This window comes from Aeromonas sp. 600774 (genome assembly GCF_049175075.1).
Taxonomy (GTDB): domain Bacteria; phylum Pseudomonadota; class Gammaproteobacteria; order Enterobacterales; family Aeromonadaceae; genus Aeromonas; species Aeromonas veronii_A.
Window position 1 is genome coordinate 1 of the sequence record NZ_JAAKUJ010000004.1, and the last position, 25,856, is coordinate 25,856.

The following is a 25,856-nucleotide window of genomic DNA, read 5'->3' on the forward strand; positions in this document are numbered from 1 at the left end:
TGGTGGCTATGACGGGATTCGAACCTGTGACCCCCGCATTATGAGTGCGATGCTCTAACCAACTGAGCTACATAGCCAACCTTGCTTCCGGTGAGTCGTTGCCTCGTCACCGTGCGGGCCGAATTATGCGTATCTGGCTCTGGGGCGTCAACCCTTTTTTTGCCAGAAAAACGCAATTTGAGTGCGTTTGACCAGATATTGGCCTCTGTTGCGCAAAAGCCCGACAATCTGGTTTTTTTTAAAGCATGACTGGCAGATAGCTGACTCTGCTCGATAAAAAACAGGCCAGCAAATGCTGGCCTGTCATGGGATTAGACGTTGAACAGGAAGTTCATGATATCGCCATCTTTGACGATGTAATCTTTCCCTTCAGCGCGCATCTTGCCCGCTTCCTTGGCGCCTTGCTCACCCTTGTAGGTAATAAAGTCTTCAAAAGCGATGGTTTGGGCGCGAATAAAGCCTTTTTCAAAGTCAGTGTGGATCTTGCCAGCCGCTTGCGGGGCAGTAGCTCCGACCGGAATAGTCCAGGCGCGCACCTCTTTCACACCGGCGGTGAAGTAGGTCTGCAGGTTGAGCAGCTGGTAGCCGGAGCGGATCACGCGGTTCAGGCCCGGCTCTTCGATACCAAGGTCAGCCATGAACTCGGCGCGATCTTCGTCGTCCAGTTCGGCGATGTCGGCTTCGATGGCACAGCAGACCACGACCACGACCGCGTTCTCGGCGGCGGCGATTTCACGCACCTTGTCCAGATAGGGGTTGTTCTCGAAGCCATCTTCCGCCACGTTGGCGATATACATGGTTGGTTTCAGGGTCAGGAAGTTGAGGTGGCTCACGGCGGCCAGCTCTTCTTTATCCAGCTTCATGCCGCGGATCATCTGGCCGTTTTCCAGTGCGACCTTGATCTTCTCAAGCACTTCTACTTCAAGCTTGGCATCCTTGTCGCCGCCTTTGGCGCGCTTGGACTGGCGGTGAATGGCGCGCTCGCAGGCGTCCAGATCCGACAGGGCCAGCTCGGTGTTGATCACTTCGATATCGTCAGCAGGGGAGACCTTGCCGGCAACGTGAATGATGTTCTCGTCGTCGAAGCAGCGCACTACGTGGCCGATCGCTTCGGTTTCACGGATGTTGGCTAGGAACTGGTTACCCAGACCTTCACCCTTGGAGGCACCGGCAACCAGACCGGCGATGTCCACAAATTCCATGGTGGTCGGTACAACGCGCTGCGGATTGATGATGGCAGCCAGCTGATCGAGGCGGGGATCCGGCATCGGCACCACACCTGTGTTCGGCTCGATGGTGCAGAACGGGAAGTTGGCGGCTTCGATACCGGCCTTGGTCAGTGCGTTGAACAGGGTGGATTTGCCTACATTGGGCAGGCCCACGATACCGCATTTAAAACCCATGGATTGTTACCTTACTTGATGGATGCTGTGAGGCTCGCCCGTAGGCGGCCCGTGTCATGCTTTATTCGGCTTTGAAGCTGTGCAAGCGATTCATGGCCTTGGTCATATCTTGTTTGAACAGGATATCGGTGGCGCGCAGGGACTCGTCCAGCGCGGCGTCGATCAGGTTCTGTTCACTGCTGGGGGCCTTGGTCAGGACGAAGCCAGCCACCTGCTCTTTGCTGCCGGGATGGCCGATCCCGAGACGCAGCCGGAAGAAGTTATTGTTGTTGCCCATCTTGGCGATGATGTCCTTGAGGCCGTTATGGCCACCGTGACCACCACCCTGCTTGAACTTGGCGATGCCTGGCGGCAGATCCAGTTCGTCATGGGCCACCAGCATCGCTTCCGGCTCAATTTGATAAAAACGCGCCAGTGCGGCCACCGCCTTGCCAGAGAGGTTCATATAGGTGTTCGGGATGAGCAGCCGCACATCCTGCCCCTCGACCAGGATGCGGGCAGTATGGCCGAAGAACTTGGGTTCTTCACGCAGGCTGACATTGTGCCAGCGGGCCAGTTGCTCCACATACCAGGCGCCCGCGTTGTGGCGGGTCTTGGCATATTCCGGGCCGGGGTTGCCCAGTCCGACGATCAGTTTGATTTCGCTTGTCACGCTTGATGTCTTCACTCGCAGCTGCCGTGGGCACACTACCCAGGGCAATAGGACGCAATATTCTAGCCGCCGAGTGGCGATCACTCAACCAGTGCGCATGTTATGGCGGGATTTGCAGCATTATTGCGGCCAATGGGTGGCTAACTGTGGGCAAACGGGCCTCTTGCAAGAGGCCCGTTTCAGTTTACCGATGGATTGTGCCCGGTTGACTATCGTCGTTATTTGGTACGCAGCAGGGTGACGGTCTCTTCATCCAGTACGGTCAGGGTGGGACGGGCATCGCGCACATACTCCACGAAAGAGGCTGCATCGGTGCCGCAATCCACGCCGCTGGCTTTGCAATCGAGGGCCTGGCCCGGGGCGTAGACGGCGCCGAGCAACTCGCCATTTTGTGCCACTTTGAGCACCGGGAAGGCGGTCAGCTTGCCATTGACGCTGGCGATGTCGACCCGCTCGCTCCGGTGGCGCTGGGCATTGGCCAGTGCCTGCCAGCCATCGTTGCCGTTGGCGCTGTAGGCGTTCATCACCACCCGATAGCGCTGACTATCCACCAGATCTTGCCATTCGCCGCTTGCGGTCTTGCGCTGCAATTGGGTCAGGGTGCCCGCCTTGCCTGCGTCGGTCTCCTGGAAGGTGTAACGCAGGTGGCCGCCATAGGGGAACTTGCCGGCATGGGCGCTGGCGGGCAGGGTGGCGGTGATGGTCTCGGTCAAGAGGGTGCGCACCTCAGCGCCAGTCAGGGTCAGCACCGAGAGCTGGTTCTTGAACGGCAGCAGGGTGAGGGCACTATCCCCCTCACGCCATTCGCCAGCAGGCAGGTCGGCGCGCACGCCGCCCACCGCAACCAGAGAAAAATCGACCGGGCCGCCGGTCAGGGCTTGCACTGCTGGGGTATTGGCCCAGTAGAACTCCCCTTCGGCAACCAGCGGCGCTACATCTGAGCCGTGGCTGTCGCTGCCGTTGTCGCCGGGGCGACGGGCATTTTGCAGCTGCTCGGGGATGGTACCGATCACCGGGCCGTAGGCTTGCTCCAGCGCCGGTTTGTAGTGGCTGTCGATGATGCCGCGCAGGCGCGGATCTTCATCCACGGTCACCAGATTGGGTTGGTTGTCGACAAACTGGCTTGCCTCTTTGCTGCGGGTCTCGTCGAGTGCTTGCTTGCGCGCCGCATCGGCGAAGAAATCGCGGCTGGCCAGCAGGCTGTTGTGGCCCTGGCAGTCGGTCACCTGACCCTGGCTGTCAAAGGTCACCTGTGCCAGACCGATGGCCTGGGCGTAGGAGCCCGCCTGCACCACGCAGGTTTTGCCGATGCCATCCGGATTGGTAACCAGCTTGGCGTAATCGCCGGTCTTGCCCCAGCCAATGTTGCGAAAATCGCCGAGCAGGCTGTGGGAGTGGCCGCCGACGATGGCATCGAGGCCGTTTACCTTGGCCGCCAGCGCCAGATCCCGCTCGTTGCCGATGTGGGTCAGGGCCACGATCTGGTGGATCCCCTTGGCTTGCAGCATGTCGACCGTGGCCTGAGCCGAGGCGACCTCTTTGCCAAAGCGCAGCTTGCCGACGTTGGGGGCGATATTGCCCATGTCTTCCAGCACTAGACCGATGACGGCGACCAGCTGTTTGCCTTGCGGCAGGTTGTCGAGATCGGTGACCGGGCTCTTCTGGTTGCCGTCAAAGGCGTAGACCACGAAGGGCTTGAGGTTGTCAGCCTTGCTGAGGGCCGGATCGGCCTTGGTGTCGAGGTTGGCGGCCAGCACCGGGAAGTTGACCCCCTCGATGAAGCGGGCCAGCTTCTGGTTATCCAGATCGAACTCGTGGTTGCCCAGCGCCATGGCATCGAGGCCGAACTGGCTCAGCAACTCGGCGTTGGCCATCCCCTCGTTGAGTTTGAAGTAGCCGCTGCCCTGCCAGGCATCACCGCCGTGCAGCAGCAGCAAGGGCTGGTTCTTGGCCAGCGCATCGGCTTGATAGGCTTTCGCCATGGTCAGCAGGCGCGGGTAACCGCCAAAGCGGGTATAGAGGGTATCCGTCTCCCCCTGCTGGGCAAAGATCTGCCCTTTGATCTCGGCATTGACCGGATCAAACTGGGAGTGGGTGTCGTTCATGTGAGCCAGAGTCAGCACGAAGGGCGGGTTCTCTTTGGCGGGCTGACAGGCGAACAGGGCGGAGGTGAGGGTCGCGAGCAGGAGGGGACGCAAGCAATTCATGGGTAAATCCTTAAGCCTGCCGGGGGGCAGGGTCGTACCAGATAGCAGAAAGTTGGAAAGAGAAGGTCCAGAAAGACGAAAACCGCCTGATGGCGGTTTTCGTTATTGCTGAATCTATCAATGCTCAAACATGGCAGAGATGGACTCTTCGTTGCTGATGCGACGAATGGCCTCGGCCAGTACAGTTGACAGCGTCAGCTGCTTGACCTTGCCGACCGCTTTCATCTCCGCAGTGAGCGGGATGGAGTCGGTGATGATCAGTTCATCGATCACGGAGTTCTTGATGTTCTCGACGGCGGAACCAGAGAATACCGGGTGAGTGGCGTAAGCGAATACACGCTTGGCACCGCGCTCTTTCAGGGCCTCTGCGGCTTTGCACAGGGTGCCGCCGGTGTCGATCATGTCATCAACGATGATGCAGTCGCGGCCTGCAACGTCACCGATCAGGTGCATGACCTGGGAGACGTTCGGGCGGGGACGGCGCTTGTCGATGATGGCGATGTCGGTGTCATCCAGCAGCTTGGCGATGGCGCGGGCACGCACGACGCCACCGATGTCCGGGGAGACGACGACAGGAGACTCGAGGTTCTTGGACTTCATGTCTTCCAGCAGCACCGGGCTACCGAACACGTTGTCTACCGGAACGTCGAAGAAACCTTGAATTTGCTCGGCATGCAGGTCAACGGTCAGCACGCGATCCACACCGACGCTGGAGAGGAAGTCAGCGACAACCTTGGCGGTGATGGGGACACGGGCGGAGCGGACGCGGCGGTCCTGACGGGCATAACCAAAGTAGGGGATAACGGCAGTGATACGGCCAGCTGAAGCACGACGCAGAGCATCCACCATAACGATCAATTCCATCAAATTGTCGTTGGTCGGGGCACAGGTGGATTGAATGATGAAGATATCGCCACCACGTACATTCTCATTGATCTGTACGCTGATCTCGCCGTCGCTAAAGCGACCTACGGCAGCATTGCCGAGTTTGATAAACAGGCGATCTGCGATCTTCTGGGCTAGTTCCGGCGTTGCGTTACCAGCAAACAGCTTCATGTCAGGCACGGTTTGAAACCTCGGGGTTGCATCCAGTATGTGGGGGAGTCTGAAATCAGACCCTTATCGTTTTGGGGCAAACGATTTAGCCAGATAACGAGCAAGGGATTGGCTGCATCGGGATGACTGAAGGGGGGTGAGCCCTTGAGTGTGGGCGAGCACGACCTCACCCGCATCACTGCCATCATATCAAATTGGCTGGGGTACTAGGATTCGAACCTAGGAATGGCGAGATCAAAACCCGCTGCCTTACCGCTTGGCGATACCCCAATCATTTGAGCTGTTGCAAAGTGGCGAGGAGTGGTGATATGTTCTCGCCTTTGGCGATAAACCCATCCAACCCCTTCGGCACTCTGGCCAACACTTCCCGAGCAGTCACTTCGTCTTCAAACTGAGTAAAGACGCAGGCTCCTGTGCCCGTCATTCTTGACGGCGCGTATTCTAGCAACCAGCCGAGCGCATTGGCAACCTCGGGGTGGCGCTTTTTCACCAGTGATTCGCAATCGTTTTTCCACTCGCCTTCCAGCAGGTTGTCCAGCGCCATTTTCGGCGTGGCTCTCGGCAGGTCCGGATCCTGGAATACGGCCGCGGTCGCCACATGGCAATCGGGCTTGAGCACCAGATACCAGGCATCGGGCAGTTCGACCGGTTGCAGCCGCTCGCCCACTCCTTCGGCAAAGGCCGCCTTGCCACGGACAAACACCGGCACATCGGCCCCCAGCTGGACGCCAAGCGCTGCCAGTTCATCTTCACTCAAACCCGCTTGCCAGAGGTGGTTAAGCGCCACCAGCGTGGTTGCTGCATCGGACGAACCGCCGCCAATGCCGCCGCCCATGGGTAGCACTTTCTCCAGCCTGATATTCGCCCCTTGCGGGCTCGGCAGGGTTGCCTGCAGCAGCCGAGCCGCCCGGATAATCAGATTCTGCTCATCCGGCACCCCGGGAATGGCAGGGCTCAGGGTGAGTGTGTTGCTATCAGGTATCACCTCGAACTCGAGCCAGTCGCTGTGGTTGAGGAAGATAAACAGGGTCTGCAGCTCGTGATAGCCATCGGGACGACGGCCATTGACGTGTAGAAACAGGTTGAGTTTGGCCGGTGCCGGCCAGCGTGTGGAAGCCATTAACGTGCAAGAGTCCATTGGTTGATCTGAAGCTTGAGGCGGCTGTTCTGGCCGGTCATGGTCAGCTGGTGCGGCAGGCGGTAGCCATCCTGATCCCGATAATCGCCATAGACGATCTGCCACTGGCCGTCGCGCACGCTGGCCAGACTGCTGTCGGGGTTGAGTTCAAACTCCGCCTGACCCGGCAGCCCCTTGATCCACTCTGGCAATCCAGCGACCGGAATATTCCAGCCGGTCAGTTGATAGATGAGTGCTTCGGCATCCTGGCTCTGGTGGCGATTGCCGTCGCTGTCGAGCAGGGTGATCTCCCCCTTGCTGCGGGATAGCTCGAGAATGCTGGTGCCGATCAGGCTGGTGAGGTTGAGGCGATAATCCTCCCCATCTTGCTGCCAGTTGAGACGGGCGCTGCCCTTTTGCTGGGGCGTGATGATGGCCATCTTGCCGGATAGCTGCCAGTGGGTCAGCTGCTCGAGACGGGTCCGCTCCTGGTTCCAGTTCACCTGGTCACGCTGGGGTTGGGTAGTGGCACAACCGCCAAGGATTAACAGACAGGCGAGGGTAAAAATACGCAGCAGCACGGCAAGGCTCCAGAGAGAGAAATTTGCCACAGTATAAGGGGCGGCCGTATTGCTTTTAAAGACTTACCCTTTCTCGTACAATTGGCAGCCTTTGCACCCAGCGTAAGAAATGATCGTCGCCCACTCATGAGTTTGCTTGCCCTCGGAATCAACCACAACACCGCCAGTGTCGCCTTGCGGGAGCGGGTCGCTTTTGGCCCGGACTGCATCGATCGCGCCTTGCGTGAGCTGGTGAACCAGCCCGGCATCAACGAGGCGGTGATCGTCTCCACCTGCAACCGTACCGAGCTTTACTGCAATCTGGATGGCGAGCAGCAGGGCGAGGTGTTGCGCTGGCTGCAGCAATTCCACGGGCTGGATGCTGCCGAGCTGGTTAGTGCCATCTATCAACACCATGACGAAGAGGCGGTACGCCACCTGATGCGGGTGGCATGCGGGCTCGATTCGCTGGTGCTGGGGGAGCCGCAGATCCTGGGGCAGATCAAGCAATCCTACGCACATGCCCAGCAGGCGGAATCGGTGAAGGGGGCGCTGGAGCGGCTGTTCCAGAAATCTTTTTCGGTGGCCAAACGGGTGCGTACCGATACCGAGATTGGCGCGAGTGCCGTGTCGGTGGCGTTTGCCGCTGTCAGCCTTGGTCGCCGTATTTTTGCCGATCTCTCCCAGACCAGGGTGTTACTGGTCGGGGCTGGAGAGACCATCGAACTGGTGGCTCGCCATTTGCGCGAGCAGAATGTCACCCGGATGATGGTGGCCAACCGCACCCTGCAGCGCGCCCAGACCCTGGCGGCCGAATTTGGCGCCCAGGTGATGACGCTCGAAGAGATCCCCGACTATCTGCACGAGGCAGATATCGTCATCAGCTCGACGGCCAGTCCTTTGCCCATCATCGGCAAGGGGATGGTGGAGCGGGCGCTCAAGGCTCGTCGTTTCAAGCCGATGTTTCTGGTGGATATCGCCGTACCGCGTGACATAGAGGCTGAAGTGGACGAGCTCTCCGACGCCTATCTCTACACGGTGGACGATTTGCAGGGGATCATCGAGCAGAATCTGGAGACCCGCAAACGAGCTGCGGCACAGGCCGAGCTGATCGTGCAGGAGGAACGAGACGAGTTTATGGGGTGGTATCGCGGCCAGCGGTCGGTTGACCTTATTCGCGATTATCGCCATCACTCCCAACAGGTGGCGGATGAAGAGCTACAGCGCGCCTTGCAGGCGCTGGCTCAGGGTGAGAGTGCCGAGCAGGCGCTCAAGGCGATGGCCCACCGCCTCACCAACAAGTTGATCCATGCACCGACCCAGGCCCTGCGCCAGGCGGCCTCCCGGGGCGACGAGAGTACGCTGTCCCGGTTGCGACAGGCACTGGGATTGTCACAAGAGTAATTGTTCGGGGCTGCCATGCTGGTGGCCCTCTCCTCCATTCGAGATAGCAAGAGTTATGAATCCGTCACTGATCAGAAAGCTGGAAGGCCTCATCGAGCGCCACGAAGAAGTTCAGGCCATGCTCGGCGAGCCGGACGTGGTCTCGGATCAGGAGCGCTATCGCGCCCTGACCCGCGAATATGCCCAGCTGGAAGATATCGTTCACGCCTTCCAGCGTTTTCGTCAGGCGCAGGATGATCTGGAAACGACCCAGATGATGCTGGAAGAGGATGATGCCGACCTGCGGGAGATGGCGCAGGAGGAGCTGCCGCTCGCCAAGGCCAATCTGGAGGTGTTGGAGCAGGAGCTGCAGGTGATGCTGCTGCCCAAGGATCCCAAGGATGACAACAACTGCTATCTGGAAATCCGGGCCGGTGCCGGCGGTGACGAAGCGGCCATCTTTGCAGGCGACCTGTTCCGCATGTATTCACGGTTTGCCGAGCGTCAGGGCTGGCGCGTCTCCATCGTCAGCTGTAATGACGGGGAGTATGGTGGTTATAAGGAGGTGATCGCCAAGATCGATGGCGAGCGCGTCTACGGCCGTCTCAAGTTTGAATCCGGTGGCCACCGGGTGCAGCGGGTGCCGGAGACCGAATCCCAGGGGCGAGTGCACACCTCCGCCTGTACCGTCGCCGTGTTGCCGGAAGTACCGGAAGCCGAGCAGATCGAGATCAATCCGGCCGACTTGAAGATCGATACCTTCCGCGCCTCCGGTGCCGGTGGTCAGCATGTCAACAAGACCGACTCGGCCATCCGCATCACCCACCTGCCGACCGGGTTGGTGGTGGAGTGTCAGGACGAGCGCTCCCAGCACAAGAACCGCGCCAAGGCGATGTCAGTTCTCTCCGCCCGCTTGCAAGCGGCCGAGGATGAGCGCCACCGCGCCGCCGAGCAGAGCACTCGCCGCAATCTGGTGGGCTCCGGCGATCGCTCCGAGCGCATCCGGACCTACAACTATCCGCAGGGCCGTCTCTCCGAGCACCGCATCAATCTCACCCTGTACCGTCTCTCCGAAATTTTGGAAGGGGACTTGGACTGCGTCATCACGCCGCTGGTGCAGGAGTATCAGGCCGACCAGCTTGCCTCCTTGGCCGAGAGCAATTGATGCAAGTGCAGTACCGGCAAGCTCGCATTCAGAAGAGCGCGATTAAGGTAGGGCAGCGTTGATGCAGATCCAGCAGGCCCGCGCCCATATCATGACTGTGTTGGCGGGCGGGGAATCCCCCCGCGCCGATGCCGATGCACTGCTCTGCCATCTGCTCGATTGTCGTCGCAGCTATCTGATGACCTGGCCCGAGCGTGAGCTGGATGCCGACCAGCAGGCCATCCTGCAGGGGTGGCTGGCCCGTCGTCTCAACGGCGAGCCTATCGCTCATCTCGTTGGCGAGCGGGAGTTCTGGTCGTTGCCGTTGAAAGTGAGCCCAGCGACCCTGATCCCGCGCCCCGATACCGAGGTGCTGGTGGAACAGGCGCTGGCGAAGATCCCGCAAGGGCCCTGCGCCGTGCTGGATCTGGGTACCGGCACAGGTGCCATCGCGCTGGCGCTCAAGTCCGAGCGGCCCGAAGTTGATGTGTGGGCGGTGGATCGGATGGCAGATGCCGCGGCGCTGGCCCGCGAGAACAGCACCGCGCTGGGGTTACCCATCGAGGTGCGCGATGGCAGCTGGTTCGAACCCTTTGGTGAGCCGGATCGCGACAAGACGCCACGTTTTGCGGTGATTGTCTCCAATCCCCCCTATATCGACGGCGCCGATCCCCATCTCGAGCAGGGTGACGTGCGCTTTGAACCTCGCTCGGCGCTGGTTGCGGACGAATCGGGGCTGGCGGATATCCGCCATATTGCGACCCATGCCCCGGCCCATCTGCACTGCGAAGGGTGGCTGCTGCTGGAACATGGCTGGGATCAGGGGATGGTGGTGCGCCAGCTGTTGCAGGATCTGGGCTATCGCAGCGTAACCACGGTGCGTGATTACGGGGAGAACGAGCGGGTCACTCTGGGCATGTGCCCGACCTGCTGACTCCCTTTACTACCAGTTTGACGGGCAGGGGTGAGGCTTCTGCATCGAGGATTGACATTGAACAGCTATCTTTTGCTCAAACATCTGCATCTCACCCTGATTGGCGGGGCAGTGCTGATGTTTATGCTGCGTTTTTACTGGGTTCAGGCCGGCTCCGCTCGGGCATTCAGCGCACCCGTGCTGAAAACCAGCGGTCTGCTCAACGGACTGGTGGTGCTCTCCGGCATACTGCTCTGCGTGGTGCTGGGTCTCAACCCGCTCAATAACGGCATTCCCTGGCTCAGCGAGAAGTTGACGGGGATCCTGGTATTGGTCTTTCTGGCGGCGATGGCGCTGCGGTTGGCCAAAAGCAATCTGGTGCGCTGGTGTTCCTTTCTGGGGGCGCTCGGCTGGATCTACTTTATTGCCAAGTTGGCAGTGCTCAAACAGGCGAGTTTGTTCGGTTAAGGCATGAAAAGCATGTTACGTATAGACGAATGGACCGATTTTGAAGCCCATGAGCTGACCGAGCTGGCCCTGGCGGTCAGCGATGAAATCTATGGCTCGGCCGAGCAGGGGATCCGCGAGCTGCAGCTGCTGGATGAGTGGCTGGATGAGCAGATCGAAGAGGGGACCTGCGACGAGGTGCGCCAGCAACTGCTGCGCGGTTTCTATCAGAGCCTCGGGTTTTACGGCGACTGGCAGGATTATTTCTCGGCTGACAACTGCGACATCAATCAGGTGCTGCTGCAGCGTAAGGGAATACCCGTCAGCCTCGGTATCCTGATCATCCAGTTGGGACGCAAGATTGGTCTCGATGTGGAGGGGATCTGTTTCCCGGGTCACTTCCTGGTGAGCTTTGCTGGTGGCGAAGGGGAGGTCTATGTCGACCCCTTTACCGGCGACGAGTTGAGCCTAGCCCGTATTGAACTGCTGCTGCGCGGTGCGCTCGGCGATCTGGCCACCCTGACCCCGGACTACCTGCAGCCCTCTGGCCAGTGGGAGATCATCGAACGGCTGCTCAACGTCAGCAAGGGGGCCTTGCTGCGGGAAGATCGCATGCCCGAGGCTCTGCGCTGCAGCGAGTTACTTCTACGGATGAAGCCCGGCGATCCCCTGGAGACGCGGGATCGCGGCTTTATCTACGAGCAGCTCGATTGCCCGCGCCAGGCTGCCGACGATTTCGAATACTTTATTGAGCAATGCCCGGACGATCCGGTAGCCGATGTGCTGAAAGTGCAACTGGCTGCGCTGGATCTTAGCCCCAAGCCTCTTCATTAAGGACGCTTGAAACTGACACAGAAGAATACCAAGGCTGCTGTGTTCGGTCGCAATGGACTAACTTGGCTTCAGGCCCTTTCATTAAGGATGTCTTGGAGTCGAAACAGAAGAATATCAAGGCCGCTGCGTCCGGTCGCAACGGATTAACTTGGCTTCAGGCCCCTTCACTAAGGAAGTCTTAGATGGAACAGAAGAATATCAAGATCAACCAGATCGATGTTGCCAATGACAAACCGTTCGTGCTGTTTGGCGGCATGAACGTGCTGGAATCCCGCGATATGGCGATGGCGGTATGCGAGAAGTATGTGGAAGTGACCAGCAAGCTGGGCATCCCGTTTGTCTTCAAGGCGAGCTGGGATAAGGCCAACCGCTCCTCCATCCACTCCTACCGTGGTCCGGGTCTGGAAGAGGGGATGAAGATTTTTCAGGAGCTGAAAGCGACCTTCGGCATGCCGGTTATTTCCGATCTGCACGAACCCCATCAGGCCAAACCGGTTGCCGAGGTGGTGGACGTTATCCAGCTGCCCGCTTTCCTGGCACGCCAGACCGATCTGGTGGAGGCGATGGCCCGCACCGGCAACGTCATCAACATCAAGAAGCCGCAGTTCCTGAGCCCAAGCCAGATGAAGAACATCACCGACAAGTTCGAGGAGTGCGGCAATGATCAGCTGATCCTCTGCGAGCGTGGCGCCAACTTTGGCTACGACAACCTGGTGGTGGACATGTTGGGTCTGGGCGTGATGAAGAAGAGTACCGGCGGCTATCCGGTGATCTTCGACGTGACCCATTCCCTGCAGTGCCGCGACCCGCTGGGTGCCGCCTCCGGTGGCCGTCGCGAGCAGGTGACCGAGCTGGCCCGCGCCGGTATGGCAGTCGGTCTAGCCGGTCTCTTTATCGAATCACACCCGGATCCGAAAATTGCCCGTTGTGATGGTCCGAGTGCTCTGCCGCTGGAGAAGCTGGAAGGCTTCCTCAAACAGATGAAGGCCATTGATGACCTGATCAAGGGTTTTGAGCCCCTCGATACCTCTGCCTGATGGGGCAAGCACTTATTACAAGGCCTCGCAATGCGAGGCCTTGTTTTTTTGTGCTTACCCAGTGAAAAGCTCGTATAAAAAAACGGCCTACCGGCCGTTTTTTTTGTGCTGATACTCGCTATATCAGCGGTTCACTGCAGGACGCTGATTACAGGCTCTGGGTGAAAGTACGGGTAACCACGTCACGCTGCTGTTCCGGGGTCAGGGCGTTGAAACGCACTGCGTAGCCAGATACGCGGATGGTCAGCTGCGGGTACTTCTCCGGATTCTCGATAGCATCTTCCAGAGTTTCGCGACGCAGCACGTTGACGTTCAGGTGCTGACCACCTTCAACAGCCGGTTCGGCCTGAACAGGCAGCTCGCGGTATTCGAACTGGCCCAGGTCAGAGAGTGCTACCTCCTGATCGGCAGCAAAGGCATCGCCTTTGACACAGATGCAGCGAGCCTGTTGCTTCTCTTCGTCCAGCAGCCAGAAAGAGTTCAGCAGGGCGGTGTTGGCAGCCTGGGTGATTTGAATGCCTTTGATCATGGTATGACTCCTCAATGGGAACGCGAATCCAACTGTAAGGAAATTACCCTGATGTATTTAAGCTACCGTTAATTGCGGTGACTTAAAGGGCCCTTGCCTTACACCTTTGCTTTGATGGGGTCATATATACCATGTTGGTAATATTACCAAAATTGATCCAGATCAATAAAAATCGATAAACCGCCATTTAAATGGGATTAAATTATTGAGTTGAATCAAAAATAGGTCATTTTTCTGATTTTGTAAGATATCCTAATTATGCATCTTTTATCTTTTTAATCTAGTAATTTAACTACATCTTTTTCAGCTTTTCTGCGGTGGATTGAGGTGTTGACTACACTCAGCAGAAAGCAAGGAGAGTGTCGGGTGAATATCAGGTGGCGAAAGTGGGGATGGTTGGCCCTGTTCTGTTGTTGGGCAATCACGACTGTGGTCCGGGCCGAAACGGTACGCATTGCGGTGGGCGAATGGCCGCCCTATATCAGTGAGTCGCTGCCCAACCAGGGGTTCCTCTGTCAGGTGGTGCGCGAAGCTTTTGCCGAGCAGGGGGTCGATGTCAGCTTTCATTTCTACCCCTGGGCTGAGGCATACAGCCTGACTCTTGAAGGGCGTTATATGATTACCATGCCCTGGTTTCGCTCTCGCGAACGCGAACAGTACTTCTATCTCTCTGCATCGCTGGGCAAATTTACGACCCGTCTGCTTGCGCTGAACGGCTCGCCATTGGTCAGTATGGGTGAGCTGAAAAACGAGCCTGTCGGGGTTACCCGTGGCTATTTTTATGGTGAAGGGTTTGCTGCAAGGCAATCCGAGCTGGCGCTTGAGTGGTCCGACTCCGATGAGGAGAGCATGGAGAAACTGCTTACCGGACGTATTCGTTATCTGGTTATGGATGAGCAGGTGGCCCAGGTTCTGTTTCAGCAGGCACTCTCTCGTCATCCCCAATCGCTATCACTGACCGGCGCCGCCGACCCCATCTGGTCGCAACCGGGATACTTGCTGATGCGCAAGGCCGATCCCGATGCGCGCCGCTTGATGTTGCTGTTTAACGCAGGCCTGCACAAACTGGAGCGCTCCGGCCGGCTCGCCAAGCTCTGGAAAGTGTGAGCTACGGTTGCGTCTTGCGGGCTGCCCCCCTATCCTGAGCCCTTCGCCGTATCAAGTGAGGAGGCCGGGGTGCTGACCTGGAGTGATGTGATTGGCTCTGAGAAAGAGCAGGACTATTTCAAGAGTACGCTGGCGACCGTCAGGAGCGAGCGGGAAGCAGGCAAGGTGATTTATCCTCCTGCTGCCGATGTATTCAACGCCTTCAAATTGACCGAACTGGATCAGGTCAAGGTGGTGATCCTGGGGCAGGATCCCTACCACGGCCCCAATCAGGCACATGGCCTCTGCTTCTCCGTTCTGCCCGGCGTGCGTACGCCTCCCTCACTGGTCAACATCTATAAGGAGATGCAGCGGGATCTGCCTGGTTTCGTCACACCCAATCACGGTTTTCTGGAGTCCTGGGCCAGACAGGGGGTTCTGCTGCTCAACACAGTGCTGACAGTGCAGGCCGGTCAGGCACACTCTCATGCCCATCTGGGGTGGGAAACCTTCACCGATCGGGTCATTGAGCAGATCAATGCCAGTTGTCAGGGGGTGGTATTTCTGTTGTGGGGCTCCCATGCCCAGAAGAAAGGGCGTTTTATCGACCGGCAACGCCACCACGTGTTGACGGCACCCCATCCCAGCCCCCTTTCTGCCCACCGTGGTTTTATCGGTTGCGGCCACTTTTCCGAGACCAACCGCCTGCTGGAATTGCAGGGTAAAAGCCCGATCGAATGGCAATCTGTCTGCCAACCACTTGATTGAGTGCAAAGTTCGGGCGACAAATGACCGTATACTCAGGAAAGTAACATTTTATTTCAGCGCCAAGGAGTGCCCATGTTATCGAGTCTGCACAAGGATCACCTCAATATCGCCCGACTGCTGGATCTGCTGAAGCAGAAGCTGGCCGCCATTCGTGCCGAGCAACCCATCAGCTATTTTCTGGTGCGCGATGTCATCGATTATCTGCGGGAGGTCTCTGACAAGTATCACCACCCCAAGGAAGATCTTGTCTATGACTACTACCTGAAATACCGGGTGGTGGAGGGGGATGTCGCGAACCGCTTGCATGAAGAGCATCTCAAGTTGCTGGAGGCAGGGACCGAGCTCAAGGAGATGGTGGAGATGATCCTGATGGATGCGGTGATCCCGCTCGATCAGTTCACCGCCAAGCTGGAGCGCTTCGTGGAGCTGCAAGAGGCACACATGAACTACGAAGAGGGGGTGATCTTCCCCCATCTGCGTGACTCCCTGACCGAGGATGACTGGCGTCATCTGGAGCAAAACTGGCAGAACCGAGCTATCGGTGATCCTCTGTTTGGTGCCGAGATCAGCCAGCACTTCCAGGCGCTTGCCAAGCGCCTCTCCCTGCCTTTTGCTGCCAGCTGACTCACGCGGCTTTCGGTCATCAGTCATCTGACTGTGCAGGTGTTACCCGGCCAATGTGCCGGGTTACTTATTGTTACTCACGCCACATGATCTTGTTGTGCCATTTGTCGGGCACAGTGAGCTGCCAGCGGGCCAGCTCGCTCTTGCTGAAGACATATTCGCCGCGCAGGGCCGCTCGCGGGGAGATAGTACGGGGCAGGGTGCCCGCCAGTATGGTGTTGATAAGGGACGCTGCCTGCAACCCCTGATCGTGGCCGTCCAGTACCAGCCCGCCGATGGCCATCCCCTTGCCGACGGCAAACTCCCAGAAACAGAAGAGAGGAACCGGTGTGTTGGCGCTGGTCCACTCCAGCACCGTCTGTTCGCTCACATGCTTGCCATTATCGTCGACCAGCGTGTGGTAGAGGCCGAGGAAGATTGCCTGATAGCCATTCTTCTTGGCGTTGAGCACCGCCTCCTGCCAGAGGCTGTAATCCCCCATCAGCTGGCTGTTGACCCGGGTCTGGCCGACTCGCAATTCGGTCTGGGTCTTGAATTCATCCTCGATAGCGGTGAGGGCCACATTGCTGGAATCAAACAGTACCAGCGCCTTGTCAAGCCCTCCCATCATCTGGCTTATTTCGCTGATGTTGCGCTTGAGCAGGGGGCGTTCCAGCACCCCGGTGATCTTGGGGTGGCCGACAAAGCCCTTGAGGCGGGGGTTTTCGTTCATGCCGAGAAAAACAACGGGAGTACCCAGCGAGGCGATCTCGTTGGCCAGATAGTTGATGGCATTGTCATCCCCCAGCACCACCAGATCCGGTTTGCTCTTGAGATAAAAAGCGATAGCCCGTTGAGCGATGTCGTCGAACGCCTCCCGTGGATAGCGTTTGGTGTCCATATAGAAGTGAGAGATCTTGTGCTCCCCCTGCAACCCTTTGCGCAAACCTTCGTTGTAGCTCTGGTCCCAAAGGTATTCGGGATGGTAGCTGCTGATCACCAGAATGTTTGCGGCCCAGAGCGGCAGGGAGAGGGTGGAGAGCAGTAGCAACAGCAGGGAGGTGCGCATGGGAAGGCCCCTGTCGAGTGATAGTGTATGCATGCTCAGTATGGGCAGTGTTTGCCGTTACTGTCATCTCGAAACCGGTATGGCAGGGCGCGATTTTTTTTCGGTTGAGCGGATCGGACGCCAGCCCACACTCTGCTTGGGATCGGGTTTTATTGAGTCTTTTTTTGGTTGGTCGTGAACTGTCCCGCTCGCTGAAAAACCTGTTCTGGATCAAGAAATGAGGCTGCGCTTTGGTGCCTAATAGACACCACATATAGGGACGCATTCGTTTTTAATCCCTATATGTTGTGTTATTAAGCTGTGTATAAGCTGTTCCCCTCCTATCTTCAGCCCAGGCTTGTCAAGCCTCGGCTGAATTTATTTGCGTCCAGGACGAGATGCCGGGAGGGGGGCCCAACAAGGGTGAGCCAGAGGCAAATGCCTGGCCTTTTAACGGGGAAAATCCATGAAACCGGTTGTGATCAAACGTGACGGATGTCGCGCACCATTCAATGCCCAGCTGATTAGCGATGCGGTCAGCCGTGCGGCGGAGGCGGTCAATCAGGCCAATCCGGCACTGGCACAGCGTATCTCAAGCGCAGTGAGTCAGGAGCTGGATGGGCGTGGTGAAGTTGATATTCACGAGATCCAGCGTCTGGTTGAAAACCACTTGATGGCCTCCGATGACAAGGCCATCGCCCGTGCCTACATCGAATACCGTCACGATCGGGATCAGGCTCGCGAGGCCCGCGGCCGTCTGGCACAGGAGATCCGTGGTCTGGTCGAGCAGACCAACGCTGCCCTGCTCAACGAGAATGCCAATAAAGACTCCAAGGTGATCCCGACCCAGCGCGACCTGCTGGCAGGTATCGTCGCCAAGCACTATGCCACCAGCCATATGCTGCCCCGTGATGTGGTTCAGGCCCATGAGAGCGGTGATCTGCACTTCCACGATCTCGACTATTCGCCCTTCTTCCCGATGTTCAACTGCATGTTGATCGATCTGAAAGGGATGCTGACCCACGGCTTCAAGATGGGCAATGCGGAGATCGATACCCCGAAATCCATCAGCACCGCCACGGCCGTGACCGCCCAGATCATCGCTCAGGTGGCGAGCCACATCTATGGCGGCACCACCATCAACCGCATCGACGAAGTGCTGGCCCCCTATGTGACCATCAGCTGGCAGAAACACCGTGAAGTGGCCGAAGAGTGGGGCATTGCCGATGTGGAAGCCTATGCCATGGCCCGCACCGAGAAAGAGTGTTACGACGCCTTCCAGTCGCTGGAGTACGAAGTCAACACCCTGCACACTGCCAACGGTCAGACGCCGTTCGTCACCTTCGGCTTTGGCCTGGGGGACAGCTGGGAGTCGCGGATGATCCAGCGCGCCATCCTCAGCAATCGTATCGCCGGCCTTGGCAAGAACAAGAAGACCGCGGTGTTCCCGAAACTGGTGTTCGCCATCAAGGATGGCCTCAACCACAAGCAGGGCGATCCCAACTACGACATCAAGCAGCTGGCGCTGGAGTGTGCCTCCAAGCGGATGTACCCGGATATTCTCAACTACGACCAGGTGGTGAAGGTGACTGGCTCCTTCAAGACTCCCATGGGTTGCCGCTCCTTCCTCGGTGCCTACGAGGAGAATGGCGAGCTCGTCCACGAAGGTCGCAACAACCTGGGGGTGGTGAGCCTCAACCTGCCGCGCATTGCCCTGAAATCCCGTGATGAAGCGGAGTTCTGGGATCGTCTGGATGCTTCCCTGCGGGTCGCCAAGAAGGCGCTGATGTACCGCATCACCCGTCTGGATGGCGTCAAGGCGCGGGTTGCTCCGATCCTCTATATGGAAGGTGCCTGCGGCGTGCGGCTGAAGGCGGACGACAACGTCAGCGAGATCTTCAAGAACGGTCGCGCCTCCATTTCCCTCGGGTATATCGGCGTTCACGAGACCATCAACGCCCTGTTTGGTGACAAGGTGCACCTGTTTGACAGCGCCGAGCTGCAACAGAAGGCCATCGCCATCATTGCCCGTCTCAGGGCGGCCATCGATGAGTGGAAAGAGGAGACTGGCTACGGCTTCAGCCTCTACTCCACCCCGAGCGAGAACCTCTGCACTCGTTTCTGCCGTATCGACGCCAAGGAGTTTGGCGTGGTATCCGGCGTGACCGACAAGGGTTACTACACCAACAGCTTCCACCTCGATGTGGAGAAGCAGGTCAACCCGTACGACAAGCTGGACTTCGAGGCGCCCTATCCGCCCATCGCCAGCGGTGGCTTCATCTGCTACGGCGAGTACCCCAACATCCAGCACAATCTGGAAGCGCTGGAGAACGTCTGGGACTACAGCTATGACAAGGTGCCCTACTACGGTACCAACACCCCCATTGACGAGTGCTATGACTGCGGCTTCACCGGCGAGTTCGAGTGCACCTCCAAGGGCTTTACCTGCCCACGCTGCGGTAACCACGACCCCGCCAAGGTGTCGGTGACCCGCCGTGTCTGCGGCTACCTCGGCAGCCCGGATGCGCGCCCCTTCAATGCGGGCAAGCAGGAAGAGGTGAAGCGCCGCGTCAAACATATGTAAGCGCACGGGCAATGAAGAGCTGGCCCCTGACTCAAGGGGCCATTTTCATTGGAGGGCGGCAGCTATGCCGCTGTCCCGTGAACGAGGCAGGAAACAAGCGATGCACTACCACCAATACTACCCGGTCGATGTGATCAACGGCCCCGGCACCCGTGCCACCCTGTTTGTCTCCGGTTGCGAGCATCAGTGCCCGGGTTGCTACAACCAGAGCACCTGGCGGCTCGATGGCGGCAAGCCGTTCGATGAGGCGATGAGCGATCGCATCATTGCGGATCTCAACGACAGCCGCATCAAACGGCGTGGTCTGTCGCTCTCCGGCGGCGATCCGCTCCACCCGGCCAACGTGTCCCACGTGCTGGCGCTGGTGAAACGGGTACGCACCGAGTGTCCGGGCAAGGACATCTGGTGCTGGACCGGCTATCTGCTCGGCGAGCTGTCAGATGCCCAGCGCGAGCTGGTTGCCTTGCTGGATGTGCTGGTGGATGGCAAGTTTGAAAAGGAGTTGGCAGACCCGGGCCTGCTCTGGCGTGGCAGCAGCAATCAGCAGATCCACGACCTCAACGCCTGGCGTGATGCGGGTGAGCGAATTCCCTGTCTGGTTTGCAGTTGAAGCCCGGGATGTTTATGGTTAGCCCATTCCAATCCTGACGACATTTTTGAAAAGGAGAGCCGAGATGAACAATCTGCTCAAGATCCTGCTGGCCATTTTCCTGCCCCCGGTTTGCGCGTTTATCCAGGTGGGCTTTAGCCTGCACTTTTTAATCAACATAGTGCTGACCCTGATGGGCGGTCTGCCGGGCATGGTGCATGCGCTCTGGCTGGTGGTGAGCGACAAGCGCGGCTGATGCCAGCGGCTGGTTAGTGAGCTTATTGACGATAAAAGGGCCAACCTCTCGGGGTTGGTCCTTTTGTTCATGTTCATACGAATACTTTTTCGTTAGGATGGGTGACTGACCAAGCGGGCCGCGTTGAGCGTCCCGCAGTCCGGCAACAAGCACCGGCAGAGAACAAGGAGCGTTACATGAAGTGGAAAGTCGCAGTATGGTCAGGTCTGGCAGTGACACTGTTGCTGGGGTGCTCATCCCGTCAGGAGGTAGCGCACGAGCGCGCTCCGATCGCTATCCCTCTCGAGCAGTTGTCCAGCTACTGGGTTCAGGAGAAGCAGTGGTCATGGCTTGGCAATGACGAGCCTGCCCTGCCGGCCAAACCGGTCAAGGGGTATGTGGAAGTGCGCTATCAAATCGACGCCAGCGGCACGCCGGTCAAGCCGGAAGTGGTGGCGGCCGAGCCCCCCGGCGAGCTGGAGCAGAGCGCGCTGGCGACCCTCTCGCGGATCCGCTACAGCCCGGCAGAGGGCAACCCGGATGCCATCCCGGTCGAGGTAACCAACCGCTTCGAGATCGAGATCAACTAATCCCCCACCACTCTGATGCCAGAGAAAGAGAGACCCCGGCCAGGCCGGGGTCACGTTTATTGCTGTTTGCAGTTGTCGTAGGCAGTCTGCCACTCGCCATCCTGATCCCGCAGCTCGACAAAGCCCTCATTCCCCTTGTTCCACCAGACGGCTTCGTGTTCGTCCGTATAGCGGGCGCCGGAGGCTGAAATGGCCTGGGGCAGGGTGTAATCCTTGCCGTCCGGCAGCGACAGTTTGATAAAGTTGAGGCTATCGTCGGAGAGGGAGAAGTAGCGCACCTGCACCCTCTTGCCCTGCTCGCATTGGTAACTGACCGGTTCGCCACCGGTGACGGAGAGAGTATTGCCCTGATTGCAGCCAGCGAGCAGGCCGAGAGTCAGTGCACCAGCGGCCATCATATATGCCTTATTCATGATTACAGCTCCATTGGTGTCATACGGGGGTGAGCCTAACAGGTTACCCCCATTGTGCAATCATGAAGGCCATTCGGTGCGTCGCTGGCTGTCAGGCATACCGGACGAGTATGAGGGGATGTCACTAACAACAAGGTTGCGCCAATCAGTGCAGGCCAAGCCTGGTTTCAAACTGGCGGATCAGCGTCTCATAGGTGCCATTGTTCTTGATCTTCTGCAATCCCTGCTCGAACTGTTTGGCCAGCGCTTCCCCTTGCGGTGTGTTGCGGGAGAAAGCGAGCCAGAAGCCATCAGTAGAGAGCTTGCCAACCTTGACCACCTTGCCGGTCAGCTGTTTCTGCTGGATCTTGAGGTAGCCCGGCATGCCGTTCATCAGGATGTAGTCGACCCGGCCGCGTACCAGCATCTCGAGGATCTGGGCATCGGATTTGGCCTGAAAGCGGGTGATCCTGGGGTTCTCCATAAAATCGGTGGGATAGGTGTAACCGAGGGTGATGCCTACCCGTTTACCCTCCAGCGAGGTGAGCTTGAGATCCCGTTGCGGTTCGCTGGCGAGGGCGAAGATAGCGAGATCCTCCTCGAACATGGGGGTATCGTGCCAATGGTACTGGTAGCGGTTCTCTTCGGTGATGGTAGCGTTGAAGCACCCCGCAAGTTTGCCGCTTTTCGCATCGTGCATACAGCGGGCAAAGGGGAGGGTACGAAAGACAATCTCGATCCCTTCGGCGGCGAACACCGCCTTGACCAGCTCTGGCGCCAGCCCGTGAGGCTGGCCATCCTCCTTGTCGCGCTCGCAATAAGGGGCCCAGTCATCTTCGGCACCAATGACAAGCGGGGTAGCCCCGAGCGGGTTGGTCGCCAGCAGCAGACACACCAACCATTTTTTAAACCACGGAATCATAGGTGCACCTCATCGACTGCAGCTTTACAAGCATAGCTACACTTCTGCGCTGATCCGTGGCGGCAGGAGGGAGGTAAATAAGGGAGAGAAAAAAACGCCCCGGCAGGCGACGGGGCGAAAGAGAGCTCATCCATGGGCTGACAACAGTGTTTACAACAGGAGATCAATAACCGAAGCGGGTCGCCTCGAAGCGGTTGAGCAACCGGTGGACGAGGTAGCAGGCCAGCAGGGTGACCACGATGGCAAACAGGATGCTGCTCACCCGGTAGAGGGCGCTGAACACCAGATCGTTGCCCGGGGTGAGGTACTGGCCAAACAGGATGCCGAGGGTGGTGAGGGCGCCAAAGCCGACCCCCGAACCGCCTGCCTCCTTGACGTGGGCATGGCTGAACAGCATGGCGCCGAGCCACAGCAGTGGAGCGACCAGCAGCAGTTGCCCTGACCAGTCATAGAGCAGCAGTTGGCCGAGCAGGCCGAAGGTGACCCCCAGCAAGGTACCCATCGCCCGTTTGCGGGCATAACTGAGGGCGCCGTTCCAGTGCATGGGGAACAGCACCAGCAGGGTCGTGGCCTGGGCAGACATGGAGTCGCGCAGGTCAAACACCTGAAAGACCAGAAATGACAGGGTGGCCACAGTGGCCCCCAGCAGGGCTTCATGGCGCATCCGGTGCGGTGCCTTGGGGGCCGAGGCGGGCTTGGGTCTGGCCTCCACATCCGGGATCAGCATGGTCATCAGGTAGGCGATCAGCACCGACAGCAGGCTCGCCCAGATATTGTTGAGGATCAGGTCGTTGAGGTCGGTCTGCGGATAGCTGGCAAAGTGCAGCATGATGCTGAGGCTCAGCACCCCGTTGGCCCCGAACAGAAACAGGCTGCCCCGCGACATGGCTGCGAAACGGTAGAGAAACAGCAGAAAGGCGATGGGAGTCATCAGCGCCGGATGGCTGCCAAACAGCCCCCCCAGCAGCCCGACCTCCACCCCACAGACCACCGCCGCCGCGATCAGCTGGCGCGCGGCATGGCCATTCATTACAGGCACCATCCCCAGCAGCAGCACCGGCGTGACCGTATAGAAGACCCCGTAATTCCAGCCAAACAGCTTGCAGAGCAGAAAGCCCGTGGTGCAGCCAAAGGCGATGCGCAGGCACTGGCGCAGCTCGTTGCCGGTGAGGGGCCGATACCAGAGGTGAGCGGAAGCACCACCGGCGGGGTGTGCTGGGGCGGTATTGGCCGACGGGTGAGTGGCGTGGTTAGTAGACATAATGGAGCAGGCTGAGCAGGTGGATCTGGCCCCGTGCCAGCATGGCGGTCAGGGCATTGTCCGGCAGCAGTTGCACCGTGGCTCGCGCCCCGGCTGGCAGATGATCGGGGAGCTGCTCCAGCTCGAGGTGCAGCCGCATCCGCTGGGCATCCCGTACCCAGCGATCAGACTCCACCGGCGCGGCCAGTCGACCATTGGCATCAAACTGACCGGCACTCACTCCGGCATCCAGACTGCTTACCCGAGCAGGATAGAGCTGACCCGGCTCGCCATCGAAGGCGACCAGTGCGCGGGTTTGCTCGCCGACATGGCGCAGGCTCTTCTCCCGAAAATCGGCTATGACATCGACCTGTTCCGACACCAGCGCCAGCAGCGGGCTGCCCGCGCTGGCGATACTGCCCGGCTTGAGCTGCAGGTTGGTGATGGTGCCATCCTGATCCGCGTGGACCTGGCTGTAAGAGAGGGCCAGCTGCGCTTGCGCCAGCTTGTTGCGGGCCTGGCGCAGCAACAGATTATCCTCACCGGTCACGCCACGACTGGCCTTGATCTGGGCCAGTTTGGCCTGACTGGCGCGCAGGTTGGCCTGGGCGCTGCGCAGGGCGCTGTCAGCTTCATCTTTTTGTTGCAGCGAAACCATGTGACGTTGGTAGAGCGCATCGATCCGCTCAGCCTCGCGCCACTTCTGGCTGGCCAGGGTCTCCTTGGCGTTGATCTCGGCGACGGCGGCGGTCAGGGCGGCATCCAGTTCACTGTTCTGCTGCTCTGCCTGCGCTAGCACAAGGCGGGCCTGCTCCACAGCCAGTTCAAAAGGGGCCGGATCCAGCCTGAACAGCAGATCCCCCTTCTTGACCTGCTGGTTGTTGTGAACGGCGACCTCGATCACCTTGCCGCTCACCTGGGGGGCCAGCTTGGTGACCACCCGGGTCGCCATCGCCTGAGGGGTGAGGGGCATCAGCAGGTCGGCTATCAGAAAATAGGCAAACAGGGTGGCAAAGCCCGCCATGGACCATTTGATCCAGCGGGTAAATTGTTGATCAGGGGTCATCTTATTCTCTCTCTGTGTCGGTCTCGGGAGGGCTTGTATCGCCTCCGGCTTGTCGGTCGTGGTGTTGTTCAATCTTGCTGAGGGCGTTGGCCGAGATCCGCTGCACCGTGGCTTCAAACAGCTGCAGGGTCTGCTCGTCGATGCCCCCCAGCAGCTCGCGGCGGATATTCATGATGCGGTCGGCGATCTGATCGAGCAGGGTCTGGCCAGCCGAGGTCACGCAGACGATGCGGGCCCGCTTGTCCTGACTGCAGCAGTGACGCTCAATCAGTCCCTGCTCTTCCAGCTGGCCCAGGGTGCGCATCAGGGATGGGAGCTCTATCTCGAGGGCTTCGGCCAGGGTCTTCTGGCTGACATGGTTCCCCATGCGGGAGAGTTTCCACAGCGCGGTCCAGCGGGGATGGGTGAGGCCAAGGGGAGCCAGCTCCAGATCGGCGGCAGTACGCCATAGCCGGTGCATCCGCGCTATCTGCTCGGCGAGCGACAGCTCGCGCAACCTTTCCAGATCCGTCATCTTCTCATCCTCAATGTACTTAGCCTGCTAAGTATCATACTTGTTTAGCAGGCTAAGTAAATAGTGTGATGCTGATCATGTTTCTGGTCGGATCTTTCGTTGGTGATGGCGAGCAGCATTCGAGCCCCTGATATTATTCTCGGGGCTGATCCACTCGAGGCTCTCTTGCCGATTCGGATATTGCACCGTGAATGGAGGATATCCGGCAGTTATTTTCATGAAATTTTCAGCTTCAGCGAGCAGCTCTTTTTTTATCCGCTAATATTGATGGGGTTATAAAACAAGGGGGAAACGGGTTGTGGATGGATATGACAGTGGATGTGTGTATCTGGCAATTGAAGCGCTGTTGAGTGATGGGGAATATGGTGCAGAGTCACACCATGGCGTGAATCGGGAAGGCGCTATCAGAAGTACCGATATCAGTCATGATTTTGACCCCGCCAATATTCCATTGCTGTTGGCAGAATAGACCTGACCGTGTGTGATCCTTGTGAGTTCAAGCCAGTGCTCTGGTATTCGCTGGCTTGACTCATCACTATTTCAATCTCCCCTTTTTGCATCTTTCTTCTCACCATTTTTCATCGTGGGTGCTTCCTGCACGCCGACTCAAACCCTGATGTGGCATGCCGTAGCACTCGCGTCATGGCGATGACACTGCCCGCTGATTATCACTCACAGGATCTGTGGCGATAAATGGTCGCAGAGCTTGTCATCTGGCTCTGTTATTTCCCCTAAGGGGAAGAGATCATCGCATCGTTATTACTGCTGATCACCAAAATATCCGCCATTGGGCTCGCTCGTTTTATCACCCTATTTCCTGACTTGGTCGGGTATCGTATGTCTGGTGTTCTATTGTGCAGCGCACGTTGGAGGCACCATGATGTTTAAGTTTTTAATGTTTTTATATGGCTTTGCAGTCTGGCTAACCGACAGGAGT

At 58.5% G+C, this 25,856-nt stretch carries 25 protein-coding genes, 2 tRNA genes and 1 pseudogene; 13 read left to right on the plus strand and 15 right to left on the minus strand.

The annotated features are described in order from the left end of the window. The 8 genes and pseudogenes from G5171_RS05560 to lolB all read right to left on the minus strand — a co-directional run bounded on the left by G5171_RS05560 (position 1) and on the right by lolB (position 7,016). Positions 1-77 (minus strand) — tRNA-Met (locus tag G5171_RS05560). Between the two features lie 234 nt (positions 78-311). Next, the gene (gene ychF / locus G5171_RS05565; protein WP_005343844.1) at positions 312-1,403 is read right to left on the minus strand and encodes a redox-regulated ATPase YchF; all 1,092 of its coding nucleotides are present in this window, start codon (positions 1,401-1,403) and stop codon (positions 312-314) included. 61 nt (positions 1,404-1,464) lie between these two features. Next, positions 1,465-2,055, minus strand: a complete 591-nt coding sequence (gene pth, locus G5171_RS05570) for an aminoacyl-tRNA hydrolase (RefSeq protein WP_167574292.1) — start codon at positions 2,053-2,055, stop codon at positions 1,465-1,467. Positions 2,056-2,273: 218 nt separating this feature from the next. Beyond that, positions 2,274-4,262, minus strand: coding sequence for a bifunctional metallophosphatase/5'-nucleotidase (locus G5171_RS05575; protein WP_421259940.1), 1,989 nt, complete (start codon positions 4,260-4,262; stop codon positions 2,274-2,276). A gap of 117 nt (positions 4,263-4,379) precedes the next feature. Next, positions 4,380-5,327 carry a ribose-phosphate pyrophosphokinase gene (locus G5171_RS05580; protein ID WP_005343846.1) on the minus strand — a complete coding sequence of 316 codons (948 nt, stop codon included), beginning with the start codon at positions 5,325-5,327 and terminating at the stop codon, positions 4,380-4,382. A gap of 186 nt (positions 5,328-5,513) precedes the next feature. Next, positions 5,514-5,588, minus strand: a tRNA-Gln gene (locus tag G5171_RS05585). Further along, positions 5,568-6,438 (minus strand): annotated as a pseudogene (gene ispE / locus G5171_RS05590) (4-(cytidine 5'-diphospho)-2-C-methyl-D-erythritol kinase). Before ispE ends, G5171_RS05585 begins: the two are co-directional and overlap by 21 nt. After that, positions 6,438-7,016 carry a lipoprotein insertase outer membrane protein LolB gene (gene lolB / locus G5171_RS05595; RefSeq protein WP_216979299.1) on the minus strand — a complete coding sequence of 193 codons (579 nt, stop codon included), beginning with the start codon at positions 7,014-7,016 and terminating at the stop codon, positions 6,438-6,440. The pseudogene ispE and the gene lolB overlap by 1 nt, the downstream one beginning before the upstream one ends. Positions 7,017-7,142: 126 nt before the next feature. Here lolB and hemA point away from each other — a divergent pair, with 126 nt between their 5' ends. The 6 genes from hemA to kdsA all read left to right on the plus strand — a co-directional run bounded on the left by hemA (position 7,143) and on the right by kdsA (position 12,753). Beyond that, entirely contained in the window at positions 7,143-8,399 is a 1,257-nt protein-coding gene (gene hemA / locus G5171_RS05600; protein WP_005343850.1) for a glutamyl-tRNA reductase, read from the plus strand. A 55-nt stretch (positions 8,400-8,454) separates the two neighbouring features. Continuing rightward, the gene (gene prfA, locus G5171_RS05605; protein ID WP_216979297.1) at positions 8,455-9,543 is read left to right on the plus strand and encodes a peptide chain release factor 1; all 1,089 of its coding nucleotides are present in this window, start codon (positions 8,455-8,457) and stop codon (positions 9,541-9,543) included. A 61-nt stretch (positions 9,544-9,604) separates the two neighbouring features. Continuing rightward, a complete protein-coding gene (prmC, locus tag G5171_RS05610) occupies positions 9,605-10,456 on the plus strand; it encodes a peptide chain release factor N(5)-glutamine methyltransferase (RefSeq protein WP_337072546.1) in 852 nt (283 codons plus the stop codon). A gap of 57 nt (positions 10,457-10,513) precedes the next feature. Further along, a complete protein-coding gene (locus tag G5171_RS05615; RefSeq protein ID WP_288729540.1) occupies positions 10,514-10,903 on the plus strand; it encodes a SirB2 family protein in 390 nt (129 codons plus the stop codon). 12 nt (positions 10,904-10,915) lie between these two features. Then, the gene (locus G5171_RS05620) at positions 10,916-11,716 is read left to right on the plus strand and encodes a SirB1 family protein (protein WP_216979294.1); all 801 of its coding nucleotides are present in this window, start codon (positions 10,916-10,918) and stop codon (positions 11,714-11,716) included. A 182-nt stretch (positions 11,717-11,898) separates the two neighbouring features. Continuing rightward, complete coding sequence (gene kdsA, locus G5171_RS05625) at positions 11,899-12,753, plus strand: 3-deoxy-8-phosphooctulonate synthase (RefSeq protein WP_005334937.1); 855 nt, start codon at positions 11,899-11,901, stop codon at positions 12,751-12,753. 148 nt (positions 12,754-12,901) lie between these two features. On the opposite strand, the gene grcA is transcribed toward kdsA, so the two are convergent. Further along, a complete protein-coding gene (gene grcA / locus G5171_RS05630; RefSeq protein ID WP_005343856.1) occupies positions 12,902-13,282 on the minus strand; it encodes an autonomous glycyl radical cofactor GrcA in 381 nt (126 codons plus the stop codon). Between the two features lie 429 nt (positions 13,283-13,711). Between grcA and G5171_RS05635 the strand changes: the two genes are divergently transcribed. From G5171_RS05635 to G5171_RS05645, 3 genes are all read left to right on the plus strand, one after another. Further along, positions 13,712-14,389: a substrate-binding periplasmic protein gene (locus G5171_RS05635; protein ID WP_236344800.1), complete on the plus strand. Its 678-nt coding sequence runs from the start codon at positions 13,712-13,714 to the stop codon at positions 14,387-14,389. A 69-nt stretch (positions 14,390-14,458) separates the two neighbouring features. Continuing rightward, positions 14,459-15,136 carry a uracil-DNA glycosylase gene (gene ung, locus G5171_RS05640; RefSeq protein WP_421259941.1) on the plus strand — a complete coding sequence of 226 codons (678 nt, stop codon included), beginning with the start codon at positions 14,459-14,461 and terminating at the stop codon, positions 15,134-15,136. Positions 15,137-15,208: 72 nt separating this feature from the next. After that, positions 15,209-15,760, plus strand: a complete 552-nt coding sequence (locus G5171_RS05645; RefSeq protein ID WP_216951846.1) for a hemerythrin domain-containing protein — start codon at positions 15,209-15,211, stop codon at positions 15,758-15,760. Positions 15,761-15,833: 73 nt separating this feature from the next. Here G5171_RS05645 and G5171_RS05650 read toward each other — a convergent pair whose 3' ends face one another. Beyond that, complete coding sequence (locus G5171_RS05650; protein ID WP_421259942.1) at positions 15,834-16,808, minus strand: ABC transporter substrate-binding protein; 975 nt, start codon at positions 16,806-16,808, stop codon at positions 15,834-15,836. A gap of 445 nt (positions 16,809-17,253) precedes the next feature. On the opposite strand from G5171_RS05650, the gene nrdD reads away from it, so the two are divergent. The 4 genes from nrdD to G5171_RS05670 all read left to right on the plus strand — a co-directional run bounded on the left by nrdD (position 17,254) and on the right by G5171_RS05670 (position 20,785). Next, positions 17,254-19,371, plus strand: a complete 2,118-nt coding sequence (gene nrdD / locus G5171_RS05655; protein WP_005343867.1) for an anaerobic ribonucleoside-triphosphate reductase — start codon at positions 17,254-17,256, stop codon at positions 19,369-19,371. Positions 19,372-19,471: 100 nt separating this feature from the next. Then, positions 19,472-19,981 (plus strand): anaerobic ribonucleoside-triphosphate reductase-activating protein, encoded by a 510-nt coding sequence (gene nrdG, locus G5171_RS05660; RefSeq protein WP_421250619.1) that lies wholly within the window; start codon positions 19,472-19,474, stop codon positions 19,979-19,981. Between the two features lie 64 nt (positions 19,982-20,045). Continuing rightward, positions 20,046-20,216 (plus strand): YqaE/Pmp3 family membrane protein, encoded by a 171-nt coding sequence (locus G5171_RS05665; protein ID WP_005338440.1) that lies wholly within the window; start codon positions 20,046-20,048, stop codon positions 20,214-20,216. A gap of 176 nt (positions 20,217-20,392) precedes the next feature. Further along, positions 20,393-20,785, plus strand: a complete 393-nt coding sequence (locus G5171_RS05670) for a TonB family protein (protein WP_005358848.1) — start codon at positions 20,393-20,395, stop codon at positions 20,783-20,785. Positions 20,786-20,841: 56 nt separating this feature from the next. On the opposite strand, the gene G5171_RS05675 is transcribed toward G5171_RS05670, so the two are convergent. The 5 genes from G5171_RS05675 to slyA form a co-directional block, all read right to left on the minus strand. Beyond that, positions 20,842-21,198, minus strand: a complete 357-nt coding sequence (locus tag G5171_RS05675; protein ID WP_005343872.1) for an MliC family protein — start codon at positions 21,196-21,198, stop codon at positions 20,842-20,844. Positions 21,199-21,343: 145 nt separating this feature from the next. Continuing rightward, positions 21,344-22,099, minus strand: coding sequence for a substrate-binding periplasmic protein (locus G5171_RS05680; RefSeq protein ID WP_005343874.1), 756 nt, complete (start codon positions 22,097-22,099; stop codon positions 21,344-21,346). Between the two features lie 163 nt (positions 22,100-22,262). Continuing rightward, positions 22,263-23,360, minus strand: coding sequence for a DUF2955 domain-containing protein (locus G5171_RS05685; protein ID WP_421259943.1), 1,098 nt, complete (start codon positions 23,358-23,360; stop codon positions 22,263-22,265). Continuing rightward, positions 23,350-24,405: an HlyD family secretion protein gene (locus G5171_RS05690; protein ID WP_421259944.1), complete on the minus strand. Its 1,056-nt coding sequence runs from the start codon at positions 24,403-24,405 to the stop codon at positions 23,350-23,352. The genes G5171_RS05685 and G5171_RS05690 overlap by 11 nt, the downstream gene beginning before the upstream one ends. A gap of 1 nt (position 24,406) precedes the next feature. Next, positions 24,407-24,919, minus strand: a complete 513-nt coding sequence (gene slyA, locus G5171_RS05695) for a transcriptional regulator SlyA (protein ID WP_268012276.1) — start codon at positions 24,917-24,919, stop codon at positions 24,407-24,409. Positions 24,920-25,856: the final 937 nt, after the last annotated feature.